Below are 22,961 nucleotides of genomic sequence, written 5' to 3' on the forward strand. Positions count from 1 at the left end.
CCCGATACGACAGTGGGGCGCGGATCACATCGATCCGCGCCCCACTGTCGTACTTTTCTACTTACTGATCGCGGTACATCTCGGCGACCAGGAACGCCAGGTCCAGGGACTGGCTGCGGTTGAGCCGCGGGTCGCAGGCCGTCTCGTAGCGCTGGTGCAGGTCGTCGACGAAGATCTCGTCGCCGCCGCCCACGCACTCGGTGACGTCGTCACCGGTGAGCTCGACGTGGATGCCGCCCGGGTGGGTGCCCAGCTCCTTGTGGACCTCGAAGAAGCCCTTGACCTCGTCGAGCACGTCGTCGAAACGGCGCGTCTTGTGGCCGGAGGCCGCCTCGAAGGTGTTGCCGTGCATCGGGTCGGTGACCCAGGCGACGGTCGCGCCGGAGGCCGTGACCTTCTCGACCAGCTCGGGGAGCTTGTCGCGGACCTTGTCGGCGCCCATGCGGACGACGAAGGTCAGCCGGCCCGGCTCGCGCTCGGGGTCCAGGCGGTCGATGTACGTCAGCGCCTCGTCCACCGTGGTGGTGGGGCCGAGCTTGATGCCGATCGGGTTGGCGATCTGCGAGCAGAACTCGATGTGCGCGTGGTCCAGCTGGCGGGTGCGCTCGCCGATCCAGACCATGTGGCCCGAGGTGTCGTACAGCTTGCCGGTCCGCGAGTCGGTGCGGGTCAGCGCGCCCTCGTAGTCGAGCAGCAGCGCCTCGTGGGAGGCGTAGAACTCGACGGCCTTGAACTCGGCCGGGTCGGTGCCACAGGCCTTCATGAAGTTCAGCGCGTTGTCGATCTCCCGCGCGAGCTGCTCGTAGCGCTGCCCGGACGGGGAGGACTTCACGAAGTCCTGGTTCCAGGCGTGCACCTGGCGCAGGTCGGCGTAACCACCGGTGGTGAAGGCGCGCACCAGGTTCAGCGTGGAGGCCGACGCGTGGTACATGCGCTTCAGCCGCTCGGGGTCCGGGATCCGGGCCTCTTCGGTGAAGGCGAAGCCGTTGACGGAGTCGCCGCGGTAGGTCGGCAGGGTGACGCCGTCGCGGGTCTCGGTGTCCTTGGAGCGCGGCTTGGAGTACTGGCCCGCGATGCGGCCGACCTTGACGACGGGCACGGAGGCCGCGTACGTCAGGACGGCGCTCATCTGGAGCAGCGTCTTCAGCTTGGCGCGGATGTGGTCGGCGGACACGGCGTCGAAGGCCTCGGCGCAGTCGCCGCCCTGCAGCAGGAACGCCTCGCCCTTGGCGACGGCTCCCAGGCGGGCGCGCAGCTGGTCGCACTCGCCCGCGAACACGAGCGGAGGATACGACTCGAGGTCCGCGACGACAGCGCGCAGAGCCTCGGCATCGGGGTACGAAGGCTGCTGCGCCGCGGGAAGGTCTCGCCAGGTCGCCTTGGCGGCGGGGGCTTGGGTTTCAGCGTTCACGGTCACCTCGTACACATTACGGCGTCTTGCGCCACGTCCAGCCCTGTGCCCACTGGGTGAGACAGGTGTCTCTCCGGATCGTTTCCGGCGGCGCGGAAGCTTCGGCTCCGGCAGGGGGTGGGCTATGGTCGGCGGCATGTACGCGCTCTCGAACCAGAACTGGTGGTGGCCCGCTCCCGGCGGCCCACTTCTCGCGCGTACCCACTGACACGCACGACGCGAAGGCCGCCCGAGGGGCGGCCTTCGGTGCTTTCCGGGCCCGGCCGTTCCTCTTCACCACGACCACGGAGAAGGACGCCCGCCCCATGGAACCCAGCCGACTGCTCGACCTCCTCGACGACTCCTGCCCGCCGTTCGCCCTGCTGCGCCGTCGGACCCCCGGCCGCGACCACGACACCGTCGAGGTGCTGATCGGCGCGGTCCACGAGGCCGAGCACCTCGCCGACCTGCCCGTCGGGGAGCTGCCCACCCTCGCGCTCGTCCCCTTCCGGCAGATCCGGGAGCGCGGGTTCGACGTACGCGACGACGGCACGCCGCTGAGCGTGCTCGTCGCCGAGGAGGCGTACGAGATCCCGCTCGCCGAGGCGCTGGCCGTGCTGCCCGCGCACGAGGTACGGGTCGAGGGCGGCGGCTTCGACGTCCCCGACACCGAGTACGCGGCCACCGTGGAGCGCGTCATCCGGGACGAGATCGGGCGCGGGGAGGGCGCGAACTTCGTCATCCGGCGCACCTACGAGGGCCGGATCGACGGCTTCGGCCGGGCCGACGCCCTCGCGTTGTTCCGGCGGCTGCTGCTGGGTGAGCGGGGCGCGTACTGGACGTACGTCGTCCACACCGGGCAACGCACGCTGGTCGGGGCCAGCCCCGAGGTGCACGTGCGGATGTCGGGCGGGACGGTCGTGATGAACCCGATCAGCGGGACGTACCGCTACCCGGCCGGGGGGCCGACGGCGGAGTCGCTCCTCGCGTTCCTCGGCGACCGCAAGGAGACCGAGGAATTGTCGATGGTGGTCGACGAGGAGCTCAAGATGATGTGCACCGTCGGCGACATGGGCGGTGTCGTGGTCGGGCCGCGGCTGAAGGAGATGTCCCACCTCGCGCACACCGAGTACGAGCTGCGCGGGCGCTCCTCGCTGGACGTGCGGGAGGTGCTGCGGGAGACGATGTTCGCGGCGACGGTCACCGGCTCGCCGGTGCAGAACGCCTGCCGGGTGATCGAGCGGTACGAGAGCGGGGGGCGCGGCTACTACGCGGGCGCGCTGGCCCTGCTGGGCCGGGACGGCTCCGGGGCGCAGACCCTGGACTCCCCCATCCTGATCCGCACCGCCGACATCGCGGCGGACGGCGTGCTGCGGGTGCCGGTCGGTGCCACGCTCGTGCGGCACTCCGACCCGGCGGGCGAGGTGGCGGAGACCCACGCGAAGGCGGCGGGGGTGCTGGCGGCCCTCGGGGTCCGGGCGGCGGCGCCGCGGCCCGCCTTCGAGGGGGCGCGGCTGGCGGACGACCCCCGGGTGCAGGCGGCGCTGGCGGCCCGGCGGGCGGACCTGGCCCCCTTCTGGCTCCGGATGCAGGAGCAGCCCTCCACCCTGACCGGCCACGCGCTGGTGGTGGACGGCGAGGACACCTTCACGGCGATGCTGGCGCACGTGCTGCGGGTGGCCGGGCTGGAGGTGACCGTACGCCGCTACGACGATCCGGGGCTGCGGGCGGCGGCCCTGGCGTGGGAGGGCCCGGTCGTGCTGGGTCCCGGGCCGGGGAACCCGGCGGAGTCCTCGGACCCCAAGATGCGGATGCTGCGCGAGCTGGCCTCGGAACTGCTGGCCGGGCACCGGTACGGGCTGGTCGGGGTCTGCCTGGGGCATGAGCTGCTGGCGGCCGAGCTGGGGCTTGCGCTGATCCGCAAGGCGGAGCCGGCGCAGGGGGCGCAGACGCGGATCGACCTGTTCGGGACGCAGGAGGTGGTCGGCTTCTACAACACGTACACCGCACACTGCTCCGACGAGCGGGCGGCCGAGCTGGGCGCGCGCGGCATCGAGGTCTCCCGCGACCCGTCGACCGGCGAGGTCCACGCCGTCCGCTCCGCCTCGGGCGGCTTCGCAGGGGTCCAGTTCCACCCGGAGTCGGTCCTCACCCTGCGCGGCGCCGACCTGCTGCGCGACCTCCTGACGGGCGTCATGGCGCCGGTCTGACCGCTGCGCGGAGCCTCCTCCCCGCCCCGCCGGGGCGGGGAGCGGGCCGGACCGGTCAGCGCGGTCCGGCCCGCTGCGCCGTCAGGGGTTCCCTGAGACTGCGGACCCAGTCGCCCGAGTGGGTGCGGACTTCCTGGACGGACGGATTCGCGCGCACTGCCGCCCGCTTCCGCTCGCCGTGGTTCAGGACGTACATGAGCTGCCGGAACAGCTGCGCACGGACGGCCGGTGCGCAGCGCTTCCAGTCCCTCACCAGAGCCGGGGCTTTCCGTTTGCACGGCCCTATGCGGGCGATCAGTGCGGGCACCCCGCTGCTGCGCCGCTCAGCCGAAGAACACGCCGACCTCCTTGTACAGCGCCGGGTCCACGGTCTTCAGCTTCGACGTCGCATCGGCGATCGGCACCCGCACGATGTCCGTCCCCTTGAGCGCGACCATCTTGCCGAAGTCCCCGTCGCGTACCGCGTCGATCGCGTGCAGCCCGAACCGCGTCGCCAGCCACCGGTCGAACGCGCTCGGCGTGCCACCGCGCTGGATGTGCCCGAGCACCGTGGTCCGGGCCTCCTTCCCGGTCCGCGCCTCGATCTCCTTGGCCAGCCACTCACCCACGCCCGACAGCCGGACGTGGCCGAAGGAGTCCTTGGTGGCGTCCTTGAGCACCATCTCCCCGTCCTTGGGCATCGCACCCTCCGCGACCACCACGATCGGCGCGTAACTCGCCTTGAACCGGGAGGTCACCCAGGCGCAGACCTGGTCCACGTCGAAGCGCTGCTCGGGGATGAGGATGACGTTGGCGCCGCCCGCGAGCCCCGAGTGCAGGGCGATCCAGCCGGCGTGGCGGCCCATCACCTCGACGACCAGCACCCGCATGTGCGACTCGGCCGTGGTGTGCAGCCGGTCGATGGCCTCGGTCGCGATGCCTACGGCGGTGTCGAAGCCGAAGGTGTAGTCCGTCGCGGACAGGTCGTTGTCGATGGTCTTCGGCACGCCGACGCAGGGGATGCCGTAGTCCTGGTACAGCTTGGCCGCGACCCCGAGGGTGTCCTCGCCGCCGATCGCGATGAGCGCGTCGACCTCGTACTTGGCCAGGTTCTCCTTGATCCGCCGCACCCCGTCCTCCACCTTGAACGGGTTGGTGCGGGAGGAGCCGAGGATGGTGCCGCCCCGGGGCAGGATGCCGCGGACGGCGGGGATGTCGAGGGGGAGGGTGGCCCCCTGGACCGCGCCCCGCCAGCCGTCCTTGAATCCGGTGAACCCGTATCCGTACTCCTGCTCGCCCTTGCGGACGACGGCCCGGATCACCGCGTTGAGCCCGGGGCAGTCGCCGCCGCCGGTCAGCACTCCGACCTTCATCTCAATCTCCCTTCGCCATGACGGCCACGCTAGTGGTGACCCAGGTCACAGCAAGGGGCCTGGAAGGGCAATTCAGGTGGAATCGCGGGGCGTTGCGTACGCCCGTTCACTCGTACGAGGACGTAAGTACGATCGACGGCGCCGACGAGGGCCGGCTACGCGTCGTCGAGGCCCCGCTCTATGGCGTACCGGACGAGCTCGACCCGGTTGTGCAGCTGGAGTTTGCCCAGCGTGTTCTGGACGTGGTTCTGCACCGTGCGGTGGGAGATGACCAGCCGTTCCGCGATCTGCTTGTACGAGAGCCCCTTGGCCACCAGCCGCAGCACCTCGGTCTCCCGGTCGGTCAGCTGCGGCGCCTTCGGCTCGTCGGAGGCGGCCGGCGCCGGCTCGGTGGCCAGCCGCCGGTACTCGCCGAGCACCAGTCCGGCCAGGCCCGGAGTGAACACCGGGTCGCCGGCCGCCGTGCGGCGGACCGCGTCGATCAGCTCCTGGGCACCCGCGGACTTGAGCAGGTAGCCGGTCGCGCCGGACTTCACGGCCTCCAGGACGTCCGCGTGCTCGCCGCTGGCCGACAGGACCAGGACCCGCAGCGCAGGGTGGGCGCCGACGAGTTCCTTGCAGACCTGCACGCCCGGCATGCCGGGCAGGTTGAGGTCGAGGACCAGGACGTGCGGGGTGACCGCGCGGGCCCGGCGGACCGCCTCGGGGCCGTCGCCGGCGGTGGCCACCACGTCGAAGCCCGCGGCGGCCAGGTCGCGGGCGACCGCGTCCCGCCACATCGGATGGTCGTCGACGACCATGACCTTGATCTCGTGCGGCTCGCTCACTGGGTCCTCCCCCTCGGTACTTTCAGTTCCACTTCGGTGCCCTGCCCGGGGACGGACACCAGCTCGGCGCTTCCGCCGAGGTCACGCAGCCGGCCGCGGATGGACAGGGCCACCCCCATCCGCCCCTCGCCCTCCGCCTGGTCGAGCCGGCCCGCGGGAATGCCCGGGCCGTCGTCCCGGACCGTGACGATCACCTCGTCGCCCCAGTCCTCGACCAGGATCCAGGCACTGGCCCCCTCTCCGGCGTGCTTGCGCACGTTGTCGAGGGCGGCGCCGACCGCGGCGGCCAGCTCCTTCGCCGCGGGCAACGGCAGCGGCACCGGGGTGCCCGGCTCGGCGAAGCTCACCCTGCTCCCCGCGTGCGGGGCGAGGAGCGTCCGCAGATCCAGCTCGCCGTCCTCGTCCGCACCCTCGTCCACCTCGTACGCGTCCACCAGCGCGCCGCGCGACTCGTCGCGGGAGATCCGGGAGGGGTGCACCAGGCCGCTGGACACCAGCGTGCGCAGTGCCACCTCCTGCTCCCCGGCCATCCGGCCCAGCTCGGCGGCCTCGCCGCCCAGCTCGGTGCCGCGCCGCTGGACCATGGCGAGGACCTGGAGGACCCCGTCGTGGATGTCGCGGGCGAGGCGCTCGCGCTCGCGGGTGGCCGCCTCGATCTCCAGGGCGCGGGCGAGGGTCGCCTCACTGGCCCGGGCGACCTCGACGACGTAGCCGATGGCGATGGAGGCGACCCAGACCAGCAGGACGTTGTGCAGGGTGTCGCGCGTGGGGTTGCCGCCGTGGACGGCGATGTTGGCCGCGGCCACGAAGGTGGAGGCGAATCCGGCCCAGCGCCAGCCGCCCTTGAGGGCGAAGGCGAGGACCGATCCGCCGGTCCAGATGGAGGGGAGGGTGGGGCCGCCGGTGGCGATCCGCTCGGCGGTGTCGGCGAGCGGGGTGAGCAGGATCCCGGCGAGGGCGACGGTGAGGTCGGCGCCCAGGAAGCGCTTGGTGCAGCTGGCCGCGTTCGCCACCTTGCGGTGGGTGGCGAGGGTCCAGACCGCCAGGACGGCGAGGTAGCCGGCCGCGATCCAGGGGTGGTCGAACCTCTTGTACGCGGAGACGAACAGCCCGACCGCGTAGAGCATGGTCAGCAGCCGGTAGCCGGTCAGGGCGCGCCACAGCGGCAGCTCCACCGACATGCGCACGACGCGTTCGCGCTTCGCCATCTCCCCCACCCCCGCGGGCGCTGCGCCCGTCCTACTCCGCCTTGCCCTCGGCCTTCTCGGCCTGCACGGCCTTCTCAGCCGCGGCCTTCTCCGCCTTCTCCGCCTTCTCGGCGTCCTTCTCCGCCTTCTCGGCGTCGGCGATCTGGCGCTTGGCCGCCGTCGCGTAGATGTCGACGTACTCCTGGCCGGACAGCTTCATGATCTCGTACATGACCTCGTCGGTCACCGAGCGGAGGATGAAGCGGTCGCTGTCCATGCCGTGGTAGCGGCTGAAGTCGAGCGGCTTGCCGATCCGGATGCCCGGGCGCATCAGCTTGGGGACCACTTTGCCGGGCGGCTGGATCTTCTCGGTGTCGATCATGGCCACGGGGATCACGGGCGCGCCGGTGGCCAGCGCCACGCGGGCCAGGCCGCCGGGCTTGCCGCGGTAGAGGCGCCCGTCGGGTGAACGCGTGCCCTCGGGGTAGATACCGAACAGCTCTCCGCGCTCGATGACCTCGATACCGCTCTTGATCGCGGCCTCACCGGCCCCGCGCGCGCCGGAACGGTCCACCGGGAGCTGGCCGACGCCCTTGAAGAAGGCGGCCGTCAGCTTGCCCTTGACCCCGGGGGAGGTGAAGTACTCCGCCTTCGCGATGAAGGTGACCTTGCGGTCCAGCACCGCGGGCAGGAAGAAGGAGTCGGAGAAGGACAGGTGGTTGCTCGCGAGGATCGCCGGCCCCTCCGCGGGAATGTTCTCGAGGCCCTCCACCCACGGCCTGAAGGCGAGCTTCAGTGAACCGCCGATGGAGAACTTCATTGCGCCGTAGATCAACTCGAAAGCCTTCCTGTGTCTGTCGAACAGACCTTAACGCCTGGCCGCGCCGGTAGCGGCCCGACGGCCCTGGTCGGTGTCACCCCGGTCGCGTACGGTGAAGTCACACAGAGCAACGCACCCACCCGACGTACATCATGATCAAGGAGACCCTGGTGCCCGTCCTCCCTGGAGCCGAGCCGTTCCGCCACGAGGGTGGAGAGGTCGGCGTCCTCCTCTGCCACGGCTTCACCGGTTCCCCGCAGTCGCTGCGCCCCTGGGCCGACTATCTGGCCGCGCAGGGGCTCACGGTGTCGCTGCCGCTGCTGCCCGGACACGGCACGCGCTGGCAGGACATGCAGCTCACGGGCTGGCAGGACTGGTACGCCGAGGTGGACCGCGCGCTGCGCGAGCTGCTGGACCGCTGCGAGCAGGTGTTCGTCTTCGGTCTGTCGATGGGTGGCGCGCTGACCCTGCGGCTGGCGGCCAAGCACGGGGACGCCATCCGCGGCATCGTCCTCGTCAACCCGGCCAACAAGGTGCACGACCCGCTCGCCGTCGCCCTGCCGGTGGCCAAGCACTTCATCCGGTCGACGGCGGGCATCGCCAGCGACATCGCCAAGAAGGGCTCGGAGGAGGTCGGCTACGACCGCGTACCGACCCGGGCCGCGCATTCGCTGCGCAAGTTCCTGCAGCTCGTGGACGCCGAGCTGCCGCAGGTGACGCAGCCCGTGCTGCTGCTGCACAGCCCGCAGGACCACGTCGTCCCGCCGGCCGACTCCGCCCGGGTGCTGGCGCGGATCTCGTCCACCGATGTCACCGAGACCCTCCTGGAACAGAGCTACCACGTCGCGACGTTGGACCATGACGCGGAGCGGATCTTCGCGGACAGCTATGCGTTCATCGGCCGACTGGTGGAGAGCGTGGGCAGGGAGGGGGCGCAGGCGAGTGGCTGAGCACGAGGAGCAGTCGGGCGGGGTTCCGCCGCTGGACGAGGAAGCGGCGTGGGCGGCGATCGTCGCCGGGTACGGGCAGGAGCCGCCGGACCCGCCGGGGTCGCGGCCGTTCAAGCCGATCGAGAACCTCATGCTGCCGGAGGAGGACGTCAAGCCGCTGCCGCCGGAGCCGAAGCCGGATGCGGAGCCCGGGCCGGAGCCTCCTGCCGCGCTGGGCAGCTCGGTGGTCTTCGCCCCGGGAGTGGGCATCTCGGGCCCGCGCGACCACTCGCTCGCGGAGCCGCAGGACGACGACGTGACCGCGGCCGACCGGGCCGACGAGGGCCATTTCGTCCCGCCGGAGCCGGAGCTCCCGCCGGCGGACACGACGGCGAAGTTCGCGTGGCTCGCGGTGGTCGGCGGGCCGGTGCTGTTGCTGCTGGCGGTGCTCCTGCAGTGGGAGATGACGTGGTGGCTGACGACGCTGGGCATCGGCGGCTTCCTGGGCGGGTTCGCGACGCTCGTGGCACGCATGTCGCCGCAGGACGACGACGATGACGACGACTACCCGGGCCGCGGCGCGGTGGTCTGACCGGGGCCCCGTCGGGCCCCGCCCGGACCCGTGCCTCAAGCGCCGGGCCGAATCAGGCCCCGCCGGGTTCGAGGCACGGGGTCCGGAGGCGGAGCCCCCGGCAGCGGCGCACTTGGGGCGGATGGGCTAAGGGACAGCCGGCAGGTGCAGGGCCGCCAGGACCGGGAGGTGGTCGGTGGCCGAGCGGAGATCGGCGGGCGAGACGCCTTCCAGCCCCGCCGGGACACCGCAGCCCAGCACCCGCACACCCCCGGTCGCGAACACCGCGTCGATCCGCCGGTCCGGCGCCTGCGCCGGGAACGTGGGTCCACCGCCCCACGGCGCCACCTCCCGGCAGTCCTGGAGCTCCGCGGTCAGCCGCTCGAACGCCGGGCCGCCCGGGCCCTCGTTCACGTCCAGCGCCGCGATCCCGTACGGCGCGTCCAGCCGGGCCAGCCGCTCCAGCAGCAGCCCGGCCTGGGCCCGGCGCTCCTCCCGCTGGAGCGACAGGTGCGCGGAGACCAGGCCCACGCGCGCACCCCCGATCCTGACCACCGCCGTGGCGAAGCCCCTGCGGTGCTGGCCGGGCGTGCGCGGCAGCAGCACGTCCTGCGTACGTTCCACGAAGACCCGTAGCGAGCACATCAGCAGCGGACCGGCTGCCGTCGCGCCCCCGCCCAGCACCACCAGGTCGGATTTCGCGGCCAGTCTCGCCGCGTGCTTGCGCCACCGGAAGAACCGCGGCGCCTCCTGCACGAACACGAGGTCCGGCGCGCACGCCCGGATGACCCGGGCCAGCGCCTCCTCGTCGTCGCGCAGTGAGCGGATGTTGTAGCTGAGCACCCGGATCACGGCCGAACCGTCCGGCTCCGTACGAGACTTCGGCAGCGAAGGCAGCAACTGGTCCATACCCGCAACATACGCAGCTGCCCGCCGCTCCCCCAAGGGGCGCGGCGGGCAGTCACGTACGAAGGAAGCGAAGGAAGGGTCAGCCCTGGCGGGCCAGGTCCGCCGCGCCCACGAGTCCGGCCTTCCCGCCCAGCTGGGCGGCGAGGACCTGCGCGTGCGGACGCCACGCGCCGCCGATCAGCCAGCGCTTGAAGGACTTGCGGATCGGGTCGAGGACCAGGTCGCCCTCGTCCGAGACCCCGCCGCCGACGATGAACGCCGACGGGTCGAACAGCGAGGCCAGGTCGGCCAGGCCCGCACCGGCCCAGCGGGCCAGCTCGCGGAAGGAGTCGATGGCGACCAGGTCACCGGCCCGGGCGGCCTCGCTGATGTGCTTGCCCTCGATGCCGTCGGGGGTGCCGTCGCCGAGGGAGAGGAGGATCGCCGCGTTCTCGGGGGTGGCGTTCGCGCGCTGCTTCGCGTACCGGACGAGCGCGCGCCCGGAGGCGTACTGCTCCCAGCAGCCCTGGCTGCCGCAGCCGCACAGCAGACCGTCCGGGACGACCCGGATGTGGCCGAACTCGGCGGCGACGCCGAAGCGTCCGCGGCGCAGCTTGTTGCCGATGATGATGCCGCCGCCCAGGCCGGTGCCGAGCGTGATGCAGATGACGTCCTCGTGGCCCTGGCCCGCGCCGAAGCGGTACTCGCCCCAGGCCGCGCAGTTCGCGTCGTTCTCGACGACGACGGGCAGGCCGATGCGCTGCTCGACCTTGTCCTTCAGCGGCTCGTGGCGCCAGTTGATGTTCGGCGCGAAGAGCACGGTGGCGCGCTTGTCGTCCACGTAGCCGGCGGCGCCGATGCCGACGGCGTCGATGGTGTGGTTGCTGCTGACTGCGGAGACGGCGGTGCAGATCGCCTCCGTCACTCCGTCCGCGGTCGGCGGGGTGGGCACCTTGTACGTCTCAAGGATGGTGCCCTCTTCGTCGACCACGCCGGCCGCGATCTTCGTGCCGCCGATGTCGACGCCGATGGTGAGTCCCATTAGTCCCTCGGTTTCCGGTCAAACCCCGCCACGGCCAACGGTACCCGAGGGCGGCCGGGGTTCAGTCGAGATCGATCCGCTCGGTGGGGCCTTCACCGGGACCTTCTTCGCGGGGCTCGCGCTCCTGGGACCGGCGGGGAGCCGGGGGCTCGCCGCGCGTCCAGCGGCGCTCGTGGCCCTCGACGGCCGAGCGGTAGGCGGCGAGCAGCTCGGAGCCCGCGGCCGCGAGGTGGTCGAAGACCTCGGGGTTGCGCTCGATGACGGGTTTGGCGGCGGTCTTCGCCTGGTTGACGAACTGGCGTACGGCGCCCTGGGCAGCGCCGCTGACGAGCGGGTTGTTCATCCCGGCGACCTTGTCGGCGACGGCTTCGAAGAGCTTGAACAGCTCCTCGGCCGCGGTCCCGGTGGTCCCGCCGCCCCTGCCGCCCTGCCCGCGCAGGCGCTCCTTCTCGGCGGCGAGGTCCTCCGCGCAGGCCTTGGCCCAGGCGTCGTCGTCGGTGGGGCGGTCGGTGGCCTCGCTCATGGCGGACTCTCCTGCGGCAGCTGCTGTGCGTGCGGTACGGGCTACCTTCGACGGTACCCGAACGGGGGTACGCGGATCGGGGCGTGCGGGCTCAGGGCGTGCGGGTGTTCATCACGTACGGGGCCACAGGCCCGGGTCCGGGGTGAAGCGGATGCGGAGCACGTCCTCGGTCAGGGCGGCGCCGGAGACGGTGCAGCGGCGCAGTGCCGCCGGAAGCGGAACGATCCTCCGGTACGGTCCCGCCGTGAGCAGCAGCTCGTCACCCCGGCGGATCAGGTCGAGGTCGCGCTTGCGGGCGCCGGGCAGCGGTACCGCCCAGACGAGCACCCCGTCCTCGGCGAGCCGGTCCTCGACCGCCCAGGCCCGGCGGGGCGCGGGCGGCCCGGGGACGAGTCCGTCGGCGGCGGCGAGCAGCTCCAGGTCCTGCGGGCCGCGCGGGTCCCGGCCGAGGTGGGCGAGCCGCGTCACCGGGACCTCCCCGGACCATGCGGCGGTGCACTTCTCCTGCTGGGCGGCGAGCCCGGCGAGCCAGGGGTCGACGGAGCCCTGCGGGAGGAGCCGGTTGGCGACGACGGCGGAGACGGGCAGCTGCTGCAGGGCGAGCCCGAGCCGGCCCAGCCGGATCGCGTCGGCCGCGGCCGGTCCCGGCTCGGCGACCAGCCGCACCTCGGTGGTGTCGGCCTCGATGACGGCCTGGACCGCGGCGAGCTCCTCGTCCCAGCGGGCGGCGGCCTCGTAGAGCCACTGCGCGGGCATGGGCACACCGGCCAGCTGGGCCAGTACGGGCCGCAGGGCGCGGGCGGCCTGCCGCTCGGCGGGGAGCAGCCGGGCGAGGTAGCGGCGCAGCTGGGCGGGGAGGGCGAGGGCGGCCAGGGCCTGGTGGAGCGGGGGCATGTCGACGACGACGAGGTCGCACCCCGGCGCCGCGGCGGCCCGCCGCAGGGCGCGCAGCAGCGCGAACTGCTCGGCGCCGGGCAGCTCGGTGAGCTCCTCGGCCCCCAGCGGCCGGGCTCCGACCATGCCGAGGAGGGTGGACCCGCGCTCCTGGAGGGCGACGAGTTCGTCGCGGAACTCCTCGCCGGAGTCCACCCGGGCCACCCGGACCCCGTCGGCCACCGTGGCGGCCCGCAGGCCGGGTACGACCTCGGCGGACTCGCCCACCGGTTCCCCGGTCAGGGCGGCGAGCGGGTCCGCGACGTCTCCGGACAGCAGCAGCACCCGGCGGCCCTGCCGGGCCGCCGCGAGGGCGGTGGCCGCGGCCACCGTGGTCCGCCCGGCGCCGCCGGGGCCGGTGATCAACAGGGTGTGCACGGTGTTCAGCCGGTCGATTCCACGCGCTTCTTCAGGCCCGCGAGCGCCCGGTCGATGATGACCTTCTCGGCCTTGCGCTTGATCATGCCGAGCATGGGGATCTTGACGTCGACGGTCAGCTGGTAGGTGACCTCGGTGCGCTTGCCGTCGCCCAGCGGGGCCAGCCGGTACGAGCCGTCCAGCTGGCGCAGCATCTGCGACTTGTCCAGGGTCCAGCTGACCTCGTCCGAACCCTTCCAGGTGTAGGCGAGGGTGTGGTCGTCCTTGATCGCGCCCGCGTCGAGCAGCAGCCGGACCTTTTCGGCCCGGCCTTCGGCGTCGGAGGCCAGCACCTCGGCCTCCTTCACCTCGCCGGTCCACTCGGGGTAACGGGCGAAGTCGGCGATCACGGCCATCACGTCAGCCGGTGAGGCGTCGATCGTGATGCTTGAGCTGGTGTGTTCCGCCATCGCGGTCGCTCCTCCGGAGAGTCAAGTCGAGGAAGTGTGCGGCCTCCGGCCGCCGCTCGAAGGCTACCGTGCGTGCGGAGCTCACCACTCCAGGGCCCAGGGTCTCCCGGTCGCCGCGAAGTGCCCGACGTTCACGCACTCCGTGCTCCCGACGCGCATCCGCCGCGCGAGCGGCTGGTGGACGTGCCCGAAGAGGGCGTACCGGGGGCGGGTGCGCCGGATGGCGGCGAGCAGGGCCTCGCTTCCCCGTTCGAACCGGCGCGCGACCGTGTCGTAGCAGAGTTCCGGCACCTCCGGCGGGATGTGCGAGCACAGTACGTCCACCTCGCCCAGCGCCTCCACCTTGGCGGCGTACTCTTCCACGTCCACCTCGTACGGGGTCCTCATCGGCGAGGGCAGCCCGCCTCCCACGAAGCCGAAGACCCTGCCGCCGATCTCCACGCGCTGCCCGTCGAGCACGGTGATCCCGGGGCGGTCGGCGTACTCCGGCCACAGGGCCGGGATGTCGACGTTGCCGTAGGTGGCGTACGTCGGCACGGGGAAGGCGGCGAACATCTGCTCGTACTGACGGCGTACCGCGCCCTCGATCAGCCGCTCCCGGTCCAGCCCGGCCCACAGCTCGCGTCCGAAGGCCTGGGCCTCGGCGAAGCGGCGCGCGGTGCGCAGCTCCACGATCCGGTCGGCGTTCTCGACGCCGAACAGGTCGGGGAAGATCCCGCGCGAGTGGTCGGCGTAGTCGAGGAAGAGGACCAGGTCACCGAGGCAGATCAGCGCGTCGGCGCCGTCTCCGGCCCGGGCCAGGGCCTCGGCGTTGCCGTGCACGTCGCTCACGACGTGGACCCGAGTACGGCTCGATCCGCTCGTGCCCGTCTTCCCGTTCCGCATGCTGCCACCCATGCGGCAACCCTAGGGCGGCCGGGCGACGGCGGGTAGACAGGGGTGGCAGAGGCGGTCGGACCTGCGGTTACTTCCGGGTCTCGGACGGGGTCGACTACTGTCGCCGTGTTAGTGCCGCGTTTTGTGACGCACGGAACATCTGGCCGGTTCCCTCTATCGGGAACCCACTACCGGTGGGTAACGTCCGGTCGGTCCACACGGTGGCGATGGCGCCCAGAGGAGCAGCAGTCTTGCGCGAGTTCAGCCTTCCGGCCCTGTACGAGGTCCCGTCGGACGGGAACCTGACGGATCTCATCCGCCGCAATGCCGCTCAGCATCCCGACACGGCCGTCATGAGCCGCAAGGTCGACGGCCGGTGGCAGGACGTGACCGCGACCGAGTTCCTCGCCGAGGTCCGGGCCACGGCCAAGGGCCTGATCGCGGCCGGTGTCCGTCCGGGCGACCGGGTCGCCCTGATCTCCCGTACCCGCTACGAGTGGGTGCTGATCGACTTCGCGATCTGGACCGCGGGCGGCGTCACCGTCCCCGTGTACGAGACCAGCTCCCCCGAGCAGATCCAGTGGATCCTCGGTGACTCCGGCGCCGTCGCCGCGGTCGTCGAGAGCCCCGGGCACGGTGCGGCCGTGGCCTCCCTGCGCGACCGGCTGCCGGAACTGCGCGAGGTCTGGGAGATCGAGCAGGGCGCCCTCGAAGCGCTGAAGAGCGCGGGCGCCGCGATCACCGACGAAGAGGTCGACGAGCGCAGCAGCCTCGCGGGCGCCGACGACCCGGCCACCATCGTCTACACCTCGGGCACCACCGGCCGCCCCAAGGGCTGCGTGCTGAGCCACCGCAACTTCTTCGCGGAGTGCGGGAACGCGGTGGAGCGCCTGAAGCCGCTGTTCAAGACCGGCGAGTGCTCGGTCCTGCTGTTCCTCCCGGCGGCCCACGTCTTCGGCCGCCTGGTCGAGGTGGCCGCGGTGCTGGCGCCGATCCGGCTGGGCTGCGTACCGGACATCAAGAACCTCACCGACGAGCTGCAGTCCTTCCGGCCCACCCTGATCCTCGGTGTGCCGCGCGTCTTCGAGAAGGTCTACAACTCGGCGCGCGCCAAGGCGCAGGCCGAGGGCAAGGGCAAGATCTTCGACGCGGCGGCCGAGACGGCGATCGCGTACAGCCGGGCGCTGGACACCCCCCGCGGCCCGTCCTTCGGACTGAAGCTCAAGCACAAGGTCTTCACCAAGCTGGTCTACAGCAAGCTGCACGCGGTCCTCGGCGGGCGCGGCGAGTACGCGATCTCCGGCGGCGCACCGCTCGGCGAGCGGCTCGGGCACTTCTTCCGCGGCATCGGCTTCACGGTGCTGGAGGGCTACGGCCTGACGGAATCCTGCGCGGCCACGACCTTCAACCCGTGGGACAAGCAGAAGATCGGTACGGTCGGCCAGCCCATGCCGGGCTCCGTGGTGCGCATCGCGGACGACGGCGAGGTGCTGCTGCACGGCGAGCAGATCTTCACCGGGTACTGGAAGAACGAGGCGGCGACCGCCGAGGCACTGACGGACGGCTGGTTCCACACCGGTGACGTCGGCACCCTCGACGAGGACGGTTACCTCACGATCACCGGGCGCAAGAAGGAACTCATCGTCACCGCCGGCGGCAAGAACGTCGCCCCGGCCGTGATCGAGGACCGGATCCGCGCGCACGCGCTGGTCGCGGAGTGCATGGTCGTGGGCGACGGGCGGCCGTTCGTGGCCGCGCTGGTCACCATCGACGAGGAGTTCCTCGGCCGCTGGGCCGCGGAGCACGGCAAGCCGGCCGGTGTGACGGCGGCGGAACTGCGCGAGGACGCGGAGCTCATCGCCGCCGTCCAGAAGGCCGTCGACGACGGCAACGCGGCGGTTTCCAAGGCGGAATCGGTGCGGAAGTTTCGAATCCTTGGCTCCCAGTTCACGGAGGAGTCGGGCCACATCACGCCGTCGCTGAAGCTGAAGCGCAACGTGGTGGCGAAGGACTTCGCGGACGAGATCGAGGCCCTCTACCGCGGCTAGCCCGGGTTGTTCGGGTTTGCTCGGAGCTGTCCGGGGCTAGCGCGGATCCTCGGCGAGGATCCGCGCCATGTTCCGCTCGGCGAGGGCCGTGATCGTCACGAACGGGTTCACGCCGAGCGAGCCGGGGATCAGGGAACCGTCCACCACGTACAGCCCCTGGTAGCCCTTGGCCCGGCCGTAGAGGTCGGTCGCGTCGCCGAGGACGCAGCCGCCGAGCGGGTGGTACGTGAAGTTGTCGGCGAAGGCCTTGTTGTCGCCGAAGAGGTCGTACCGGTAGATGGTCACGTTCCGCCGGTTGATGCGGTCGAAGAGGTTCTTCGCCGCGTTGACCGAGGGCGTGTTCTGGTCCCGCCGCCAGACGAGCTTGGCCGAGTCGGTGGCCGCGTCGTAGGTGAAGCGGCCGCGCTCGGGGTTCTTGGTGATGGCCAGGTACATCGAGATCCAGTGCTCGAAGCCCATGGGGAGCGGGGCGATCTCGGCGAAGACTGGGTTCGGGGCGTTGTCCCAGTCGTCGATGCCCAGGGCGGGCATGGTGGCCTGGTTGCAGCCGACGGTGTCCCAGAGGTGGTTGGCGCGGGCGGTCATGACGTTGCCGTTGTGGCCCCAGCCGAGCCCGACCTTGTCGCTGAGCGCGGGCAGCGTGCCCCTCTCGCGGGCCCGCAGCAGGATCTCGGTGGTCCCCAGACTCCCCGCCCCCAGGAACAGCTGCCTGCAGCCGAGCTCGCGGGTCTGGGTGACCCGCCCGGTGAGGTCGCTGGTCCGCACGGTCAGCACGTACCCCCCGGCCGGGTCCTGGCGTACGCCGACCACGCGCTGCATGGTCTCGATGGTGACGTTGCCGGTGCCGAGGGCGGCGGCGAGGTAGGTCTTGTCGACGCTCTTCTTCCCGTGGTTGTTGCCGTAGATGACCTCGCCCGCGAGCGCGGACCTGGTGGCGGTACCGGCCGCCTCGCGCTGCATGTAGCCGAAGTCGTAGACGTTGGGGACGAAGACGGTCCTCAGGCCGGTGTTCTGGGCGTGCTTGCGGGAGATCCGGGCGAAGCGGTACCACTCGGTGGACTCGAACCAGCCCGGGTCGATGTCGTTCACGCCGAGCATGGCCCGGGCGCGGGGGAAGTAGGTGCCGTACATCTCGTCGGCGTCCACGCCGGGCAGCACCTCGGTGAAGTACGAGCGCCTGGGCGTGGGCGCCATCCCGCCGTTCACCAGCGATCCGCCGCCCACCCCGCGTCCCACGTACACGGACATGTCGCCGTAGTTCACGCGGTCCAGGACACCGGGGTAGGGGCTGATGTCGCGGTTGACCACGTCGAGCCAGAGGAACTGGGCGAGCGGCGCCTCGGTGCGGGTGCGGAACCACATGGACCGTTGGTCGGGGGCGGAGGTGGACGGGAAGACCTTGCCGTCGGGTCCGGGGGTGTCCCAGAGCCGGCCCATTTCGAGGACGACGGTCCGTACGCCGGCCTGCCCGAGGCGCAGCGCCGCGACGGCTGAGCCGTAGCCGGAGCCGACGACGATGGCGGGCGCGTACTGCGCGGCCTGCGGCTCGGCCGCGGCTGCGGAGGACAGCCCGATCCGCGTGAACCCGAGGGCGGCGGCGGTCTGGAGAGCGGCCAGTCCGAGGACATGACGGCGCGTCAGATTTGGTGTCATGGCCGCATGATGGGCGGAATCCGGCCCTCCACCCATACGCGGTGCTGCCAGACATCTGAGAGACAGTCAGGCATGGCTGCGGCGCCGTGCCGGCCGGCGCGGCCGCAGGACTACAGCAGCTCGCGCAGGCGGTCCGCCAGGAGGTCCCAGCGCCACTTCTCCTCGACCCAGGCACGGCCCGCCTCGCCCATGCGCGCCCGCAGGGCCGGGTCCTGCAGCAGGGCGACGACACGGTCCGCCGCCTCGGACGGCTCGCCGCCCCGGACAACCCAGCCCGTCTCCCCGTCCAGCACCGCGTCAGGGGCGCCGCCGGAGTCGCCCGCGACCACGGGCAGGCCCGTCGCCGAAGCCTCCAGGTAGACGATCCCGAGCCCCTCGACGTCCAGCCCGCCCCGCCGGGTCCGGCACGGCATGGCGAAGACGTCCCCGGCCCCGAAGTGCGCGGGCAGTTCGGCCCACGGGACCGCTCCCGTGAAGAGCACCGAGTCCTCGACGCCCACGGACACCGCCAGTTCCCGCAGGTCCGCCTCGTACGGCCCGCCGCCCACGATCAGCAGCACCGCGTCCGGCACCGCCGCCAGGATCCTCGGCATCGCCTCGATCATGGTGTCCTGTCCCTTCCGGGGGACCAGCCGGGACACGCACACCACGACCGGGCGGTCGGTCAGCCCCAGCCGGGCCCGGACCTGCGCACCACCCGATTCCGGGTGGAAGGTCTTCTCGTCCACCCCCGGCGGGAGTTGCACCATCCGGGCCGCCGCCCGGTCCGTCACCGCCGAGGCGATCCGCGAGCGCGTGTACTCCCCCAGGTACGTCAGCGTGTCCGTGCCCTCGCCGATCCGCCGCAGCAGCTGCCGCGCCGCCGGCAGCTGGGCCCAGCCCGCCTCGTGCCCGTGGGTGGTCGCCACGATCCGCCGGGCCCCGGCCCGCCGCAGCGCCGGGCCCATCAGACCGAGGGGGGCCGCCGCCCCGAACCACACCGACTCGCAGCCGTGTTCGCGCAGCAGGCCCACGGCCCGTCGCGTCACGCGCGGTGTCGGCAGCAGCATCGTCGTGCGGTCGCGCACGACCTGGAACGGCTGCTCGGCGTCGAAGGCCGCGGTGGCCTCGCGGCCCTCCGCGCTGTGCTTCCACGTGGAGGCGTAGACGACGACCCGGTCGGGATCCAGCCGTAGCGCCATGTTGTGCAGGAAGGCCTGGATACCGCCCGGTCGCGGCGGGAAGTCGTTGGTCACGATCAGCGTCTTGTGCATCGCCTGCCAACGTACCGGACGTCCTCAGCGGAGCTCCTCCCGCAGTGCCTCCTGCCAGGCCCGCGTCAGCCCGGGCAGGTCCACGCCCAGCGCCTCGTCCAGCGCCACCGGCAGCGGCTCGCGCCCCGCCCGCTCGTAGAGCCCCACGAGCGCCGCCTCCCCCCACCGGTCCGCGATCAGCCTGCAGGCCAGCCACGCGCCCTCGTACGCCCGGGCCACCGCTTCCGGGTCGGCGCCGAAGGCGAAGGCCTCCGCAGGGGGCAGCGCGCCGGGCACCTCGCCCCGCCGTACGGCCCGGCCGAGCGCGGGGGCGCCCTGCTGCGGCGTGGTGGACCCGCCCCGGTACGCCGCCCAGTCCGCGAAGCCCTCGGAGAGCCACAGCGGGGTCGAGGCGGTGGTCGACGCCCGGGTGGCCACGTGGGTGACCTCGTGGGTCAGCACGATCCGCCGACCCGCCTCGCCCAGCTCGGCCCACCCCTGCGGGTTGACCACGACCCGGTCCGCCGGAGCGGGTCCCGCGCCCACCCGGCCGGTGGTGACGGCGCCCAGCCCCCGGTACGCCTCGGCCGTCCCGCCCAGCAGCTGCGCCATCCGCTCCAGGGATCCGGGAACCAGCACCACCACCCGCCCCGCCCACGGCTTCGGCCACGCCGAGCTCGCCGCGGGCACCGCCCGGTCGGCCTCGGCTGCGATCCCGGCCAGGTCGGGGGCGCCCGCACCGCCCAGGACCAGGGAGCGCTCGCCCCGGACCACCTTCACCGGGCCCTGGTCCCACAGCTGCGGCAGCGCCCCGGGGGCGGGCCGGTCCGCGCGGACCCGCCAGCTCCCGCCGTCCATGACCAGGTCGAGCTCGCGCGCCGATCCCGCCGGGGCCGCGTCGTAGCCGGTCAGGCGGTAGCGCAGCTCCGCCCGTACGAGGGCCCGTACGCCGTCGCGCCGCACCGAGGTCACCTCGTACGCCTGGTCCTCGACGGGGATCCCCGCCGGCTGCCCGGCCACGGACCGCGACCAGTCGGCGACGGCCCGGCGGATGTCCCGCTCGGCCGTGCCGGCCGGCCGCAGCGCGCCGCACCCGGCCAGCAGGACGCACAGCAGGAGCGGCAGCACGCGCAGGAGACGACGAACCGGGAACATCAGCCGATCGTACGCACGGCCTGGATCAGGGGCGCGTCACCGAGGACACCGGCATCATCCCGACCGGGTCGTAGCGGACCCTGGCGCCGGGATAGGGGGCGTGCACCACCTGGCCGTTGCCGACGTACATGCCCACGTGGCTGGCGTCCGAGCGGTACGTCACCAGGTCGCCGGGGCGCGCCTGCGACAGCGGGACCTGGCGTCCCGCGTACCGCTGTGCCTGCGAGGTGCGCGGCAGCGAGACGCCCGCCTGGCGGTAGGACCAGACCATCAGCCCGGAGCAGTCGAAGCCGGAGGGGCCGGTGGAACCCCACACGTACGGGCGGCCGACCGCCGACCGGGCCGCCATCACGGCGGCCCCGGCGCGGCCGGAGGAGGGTCCGAGGGAGGAGAAGTCGGGCAGGGCGCCGGGGCGGCCGCCCGCGCGCGAGGCCCGCTCGAAGTCGGCCCGCTCCTCGGAGTTCATGGCGCCCAGCAGCCGCCGGGCGGCCGCGAGCTTCGCCGTGACGGAGCGCTTGTGCCGGGCCACGTCGGCGCGCAGCGCGTCGAGTTCTGCGAGCTTGCCGGCGGCCTCTCGGCGCTCCTGGCCGAGCCGGCGCTGCTCCTCGCGGAGTTCGTCGAGCTGGTGGGCCTGGCGGCCGGTCAGCCGTTCCAGGGCGGCGGCCTGCTCCAGGTAGGCGTCGGGGTCGTCGGACAGCAGCAGGGCGACGGTTGGGTCGATGCCGCCGCTGCGGTACTGGGCCCCGGCGAAGGTGCCGAGGACGCCCCGCATCGTGTTGATGCGGTCCTGGCTGCGGGCGACGGCGTCCTGGGCCCGGTCGGCCTCGGCGCGGAGCCGGCCGGCCTTCTCGCCCGCCTCGTTGAAGCGCTCGGTGGCCTGTTCGGCTTCCTCGAAGAGCCGGTCGACCTGGGCGCGGACACCGCCCGAGGGCTCCTGCGGCAGCCCCGGGGCCGCGCCCGCGGGTGCTCCCGTCATGACGACCGCGGCGCCGGCCGCGGCGGCGGTGAGGACGGCGGCCGTCGTGTTCCGGTCGAGGCCACCGGGCCCGGGCCGGCGATGGGATGCCACGTGGAACCGCTCCCTTCCGCTGTGCGGGGCCCGGGTCCGCCCTCCGTGGACGGCCGTGTGCCGGGTTCCGCGCTGGCAGACAGTAGCGGCGCGATCGCGCACCGGCCAACGACCGCCGGCGGGCACAGACAGCGACGCCCCGCCGGAGACGCAGGTCACCGGCGGGGCGTGTGGTCAGAGCAGGTCCGCTCGATTCGCCCGGATGGGCGGTGTGCGGCGCGTCATCCGACACGGACGCCGAACTGGAACGGCATGTTGTCCATCGACTCGTACTTGATGCCGCTGCGCGGGTTGGAGGCGTGCAGCGTCATGTTGTTGCCGGCGTAGAGGCCGACGTGGTGCAGGTCGTCGTAGAAGAAGACCAGGTCACCGGGCTGGAGCTGGCTGCGGCTGATGCGCGTGCCGTCGTTGACCTGGGTGTAGGTGACGCGGCTGATGTTGACGCCGGCCTGCTTGTAGGCCCACTGGGTCAGACCCGAGCAGTCGAAGACGGTGGGGCCGGTGCCGCCGGACTGGTAGGTGTAACCCAGCTTGGTCTTGGCGGCCGCCAGGGCGGCTCCGGCGCGGCCGGAGGCGCTCACGTTGCCGAGGTCGACCCGCTGGCTGTCGCTGCGGCTGGCGCGGGCCTCGTCGTCCTTGATCGCCGCGCGCTCCTGCGCGGTCAGGGTGTTGAGCAGGGCCTGGGCCTCGGCGAGCTTCTCCTGCGAGACCTTCTTCTTCTCGCCGAGCTCCTTGCGGGTGGCGTCGAGGTCGGCGAGCTTGCCGGCGGCCTCCTGGCGCTGCTGCGCGAGGGTGCGCTGCTTGGCCTGGATCTTCTGGACCGCCTCGACCTGCTTGCCGCTCAGGTGCTCCAGCGTGGAGGCCTTGTCGAGGTAGCTGTCGGGGTCCTCGGAGAGGAGGAGGGCGAGCGAGGGGTCGATGCCGCCGTTGCGGTACTGGGCGCTCGCCATCGAACCGAGCGTGCTGCGCAGCTCGTTGAGGTCACCCTGGCCGCGCGCGACCTGGTCCTGGAGCTGCCCGATCTCCTTTTCGAGCTTCTCCTGGCGTTCCTTGGCCCCGTTGAACTTCTCGGTGGCCTGCTCCGCCTCTTCGTAGAGCGCGTCGACCTGGGACTTGACCTCGTCCTTGCTCGGCTTCCCCGGAGCGGCGGAGGCGCTCTGGGCGGAGAGGGCCACGACTGCGGCGGCGGCGGCGCCGAGTACGGTCACACGAGTGCGGTTCGGCTGCTTGGGTCGACGGTGGGACGCCACGGAGGCGAGCTCCTTCTTCCTAGAGCCGCCGAAGAACGCAACTCGGCAGCACCTCCGCCGCCACCCCGAATGAGTGATCCACCGCACGAAGGTTTGAGCAGACCCTAGTGACCCATCTGTGATCAGTTCAAATCCTGCCGGGAAAAAACTTCCTCCCCGACCAGCTTCTTTACCCGCAG

At 72.4% G+C, this 22,961-nt stretch carries 21 protein-coding genes; 4 read left to right on the forward strand and 17 right to left on the reverse strand.

The genetic code is table 11. The features are described 5' to 3' along the window. Positions 1-61: 61 nt before the first annotated feature. Positions 62-1,426, reverse strand: coding sequence for a class II 3-deoxy-7-phosphoheptulonate synthase (locus ACFYOB_RS05395; protein ID WP_388554799.1), 1,365 nt, complete (start codon positions 1,424-1,426; stop codon positions 62-64). Between the two features lie 290 nt (positions 1,427-1,716). Between ACFYOB_RS05395 and ACFYOB_RS05400 the strand changes: the two genes are divergently transcribed. After that, the gene (locus tag ACFYOB_RS05400; RefSeq protein ID WP_388554801.1) at positions 1,717-3,600 is read left to right on the forward strand and encodes an anthranilate synthase family protein; all 1,884 of its coding nucleotides are present in this window, start codon (positions 1,717-1,719) and stop codon (positions 3,598-3,600) included. A 55-nt stretch (positions 3,601-3,655) separates the two neighbouring features. Here the strand turns inward: ACFYOB_RS05400 and ACFYOB_RS05405 are convergent, their stop codons facing one another. From ACFYOB_RS05405 to ACFYOB_RS05425, 5 genes are all read right to left on the reverse strand, one after another. Next, positions 3,656-3,853 carry a hypothetical protein gene (locus ACFYOB_RS05405; protein ID WP_388554803.1) on the reverse strand — a complete coding sequence of 66 codons (198 nt, stop codon included), beginning with the start codon at positions 3,851-3,853 and terminating at the stop codon, positions 3,656-3,658. Between the two features lie 70 nt (positions 3,854-3,923). Then, positions 3,924-4,952 carry a 6-phosphofructokinase gene (locus ACFYOB_RS05410; RefSeq protein ID WP_388554805.1) on the reverse strand — a complete coding sequence of 343 codons (1,029 nt, stop codon included), beginning with the start codon at positions 4,950-4,952 and terminating at the stop codon, positions 3,924-3,926. A 155-nt stretch (positions 4,953-5,107) separates the two neighbouring features. Then, on the reverse strand, positions 5,108-5,752 hold the full coding sequence (locus tag ACFYOB_RS05415) for a response regulator (protein ID WP_388555583.1): 645 nt from the start codon (positions 5,750-5,752) through the stop codon (positions 5,108-5,110). A 23-nt stretch (positions 5,753-5,775) separates the two neighbouring features. After that, positions 5,776-6,987, reverse strand: a complete 1,212-nt coding sequence (gene macS, locus ACFYOB_RS05420; RefSeq protein WP_388554807.1) for a MacS family sensor histidine kinase — start codon at positions 6,985-6,987, stop codon at positions 5,776-5,778. A gap of 31 nt (positions 6,988-7,018) precedes the next feature. Beyond that, positions 7,019-7,786, reverse strand: a complete 768-nt coding sequence (locus ACFYOB_RS05425; protein ID WP_388555586.1) for a lysophospholipid acyltransferase family protein — start codon at positions 7,784-7,786, stop codon at positions 7,019-7,021. A gap of 170 nt (positions 7,787-7,956) precedes the next feature. Between ACFYOB_RS05425 and ACFYOB_RS05430 the strand changes: the two genes are divergently transcribed. Beyond that, positions 7,957-8,736, forward strand: a complete 780-nt coding sequence (locus ACFYOB_RS05430) for an alpha/beta hydrolase (RefSeq protein WP_388554809.1) — start codon at positions 7,957-7,959, stop codon at positions 8,734-8,736. Next, positions 8,729-9,307: a hypothetical protein gene (locus ACFYOB_RS05435; RefSeq protein ID WP_388554812.1), complete on the forward strand. Its 579-nt coding sequence runs from the start codon at positions 8,729-8,731 to the stop codon at positions 9,305-9,307. Before ACFYOB_RS05430 ends, ACFYOB_RS05435 begins: the two co-directional genes overlap by 8 nt. Before the next feature lie 126 nt (positions 9,308-9,433). Here ACFYOB_RS05435 and ACFYOB_RS05440 read toward each other — a convergent pair whose 3' ends face one another. The 6 genes from ACFYOB_RS05440 to ACFYOB_RS05465 form a co-directional block, all read right to left on the reverse strand. Further along, positions 9,434-10,195 (reverse strand): endonuclease/exonuclease/phosphatase family protein, encoded by a 762-nt coding sequence (locus ACFYOB_RS05440; protein WP_388554814.1) that lies wholly within the window; start codon positions 10,193-10,195, stop codon positions 9,434-9,436. A 79-nt stretch (positions 10,196-10,274) separates the two neighbouring features. Next, positions 10,275-11,216 carry an ROK family glucokinase gene (locus tag ACFYOB_RS05445; protein WP_328925274.1) on the reverse strand — a complete coding sequence of 314 codons (942 nt, stop codon included), beginning with the start codon at positions 11,214-11,216 and terminating at the stop codon, positions 10,275-10,277. A 61-nt stretch (positions 11,217-11,277) separates the two neighbouring features. Beyond that, on the reverse strand, positions 11,278-11,739 hold the full coding sequence (locus ACFYOB_RS05450) for a DUF5304 domain-containing protein (RefSeq protein WP_388554817.1): 462 nt from the start codon (positions 11,737-11,739) through the stop codon (positions 11,278-11,280). Between the two features lie 111 nt (positions 11,740-11,850). Next, a complete protein-coding gene (locus ACFYOB_RS05455; RefSeq protein WP_388554820.1) occupies positions 11,851-13,050 on the reverse strand; it encodes an ArsA-related P-loop ATPase in 1,200 nt (399 codons plus the stop codon). 5 nt (positions 13,051-13,055) lie between these two features. Further along, on the reverse strand, positions 13,056-13,499 hold the full coding sequence (locus ACFYOB_RS05460; RefSeq protein ID WP_388554823.1) for an SRPBCC family protein: 444 nt from the start codon (positions 13,497-13,499) through the stop codon (positions 13,056-13,058). 81 nt (positions 13,500-13,580) lie between these two features. Then, positions 13,581-14,396, reverse strand: a complete 816-nt coding sequence (locus ACFYOB_RS05465) for a metallophosphoesterase (protein WP_388554826.1) — start codon at positions 14,394-14,396, stop codon at positions 13,581-13,583. 230 nt (positions 14,397-14,626) lie between these two features. On the opposite strand from ACFYOB_RS05465, the gene ACFYOB_RS05470 reads away from it, so the two are divergent. Then, positions 14,627-16,423: an AMP-dependent synthetase/ligase gene (locus tag ACFYOB_RS05470; protein ID WP_388554829.1), complete on the forward strand. Its 1,797-nt coding sequence runs from the start codon at positions 14,627-14,629 to the stop codon at positions 16,421-16,423. A 36-nt stretch (positions 16,424-16,459) separates the two neighbouring features. On the opposite strand, the gene ACFYOB_RS05475 is transcribed toward ACFYOB_RS05470, so the two are convergent. The 5 genes from ACFYOB_RS05475 to ACFYOB_RS05495 all read right to left on the reverse strand — a co-directional run bounded on the left by ACFYOB_RS05475 (position 16,460) and on the right by ACFYOB_RS05495 (position 22,782). Further along, positions 16,460-18,076, reverse strand: coding sequence for a GMC oxidoreductase (locus ACFYOB_RS05475; RefSeq protein ID WP_388554832.1), 1,617 nt, complete (start codon positions 18,074-18,076; stop codon positions 16,460-16,462). Between the two features lie 110 nt (positions 18,077-18,186). Next, on the reverse strand, positions 18,187-19,329 hold the full coding sequence (locus tag ACFYOB_RS05480) for a glycosyltransferase family 4 protein (RefSeq protein WP_388554835.1): 1,143 nt from the start codon (positions 19,327-19,329) through the stop codon (positions 18,187-18,189). A 24-nt stretch (positions 19,330-19,353) separates the two neighbouring features. Further along, positions 19,354-20,463 (reverse strand): hypothetical protein, encoded by a 1,110-nt coding sequence (locus ACFYOB_RS05485; RefSeq protein ID WP_388554838.1) that lies wholly within the window; start codon positions 20,461-20,463, stop codon positions 19,354-19,356. Positions 20,464-20,488: 25 nt separating this feature from the next. Further along, positions 20,489-21,532, reverse strand: a complete 1,044-nt coding sequence (locus ACFYOB_RS05490; protein ID WP_388554841.1) for an NlpC/P60 family protein — start codon at positions 21,530-21,532, stop codon at positions 20,489-20,491. Positions 21,533-21,753: 221 nt separating this feature from the next. Then, positions 21,754-22,782 carry an NlpC/P60 family protein gene (locus ACFYOB_RS05495; RefSeq protein ID WP_388554843.1) on the reverse strand — a complete coding sequence of 343 codons (1,029 nt, stop codon included), beginning with the start codon at positions 22,780-22,782 and terminating at the stop codon, positions 21,754-21,756. Positions 22,783-22,961 lie beyond the last annotated feature (179 nt).

It is taken from the genome of Streptomyces sp. NPDC006463 (assembly GCF_042870715.1).
Classification (GTDB): Bacteria; Actinomycetota; Actinomycetes; order Streptomycetales; family Streptomycetaceae; genus Streptomyces.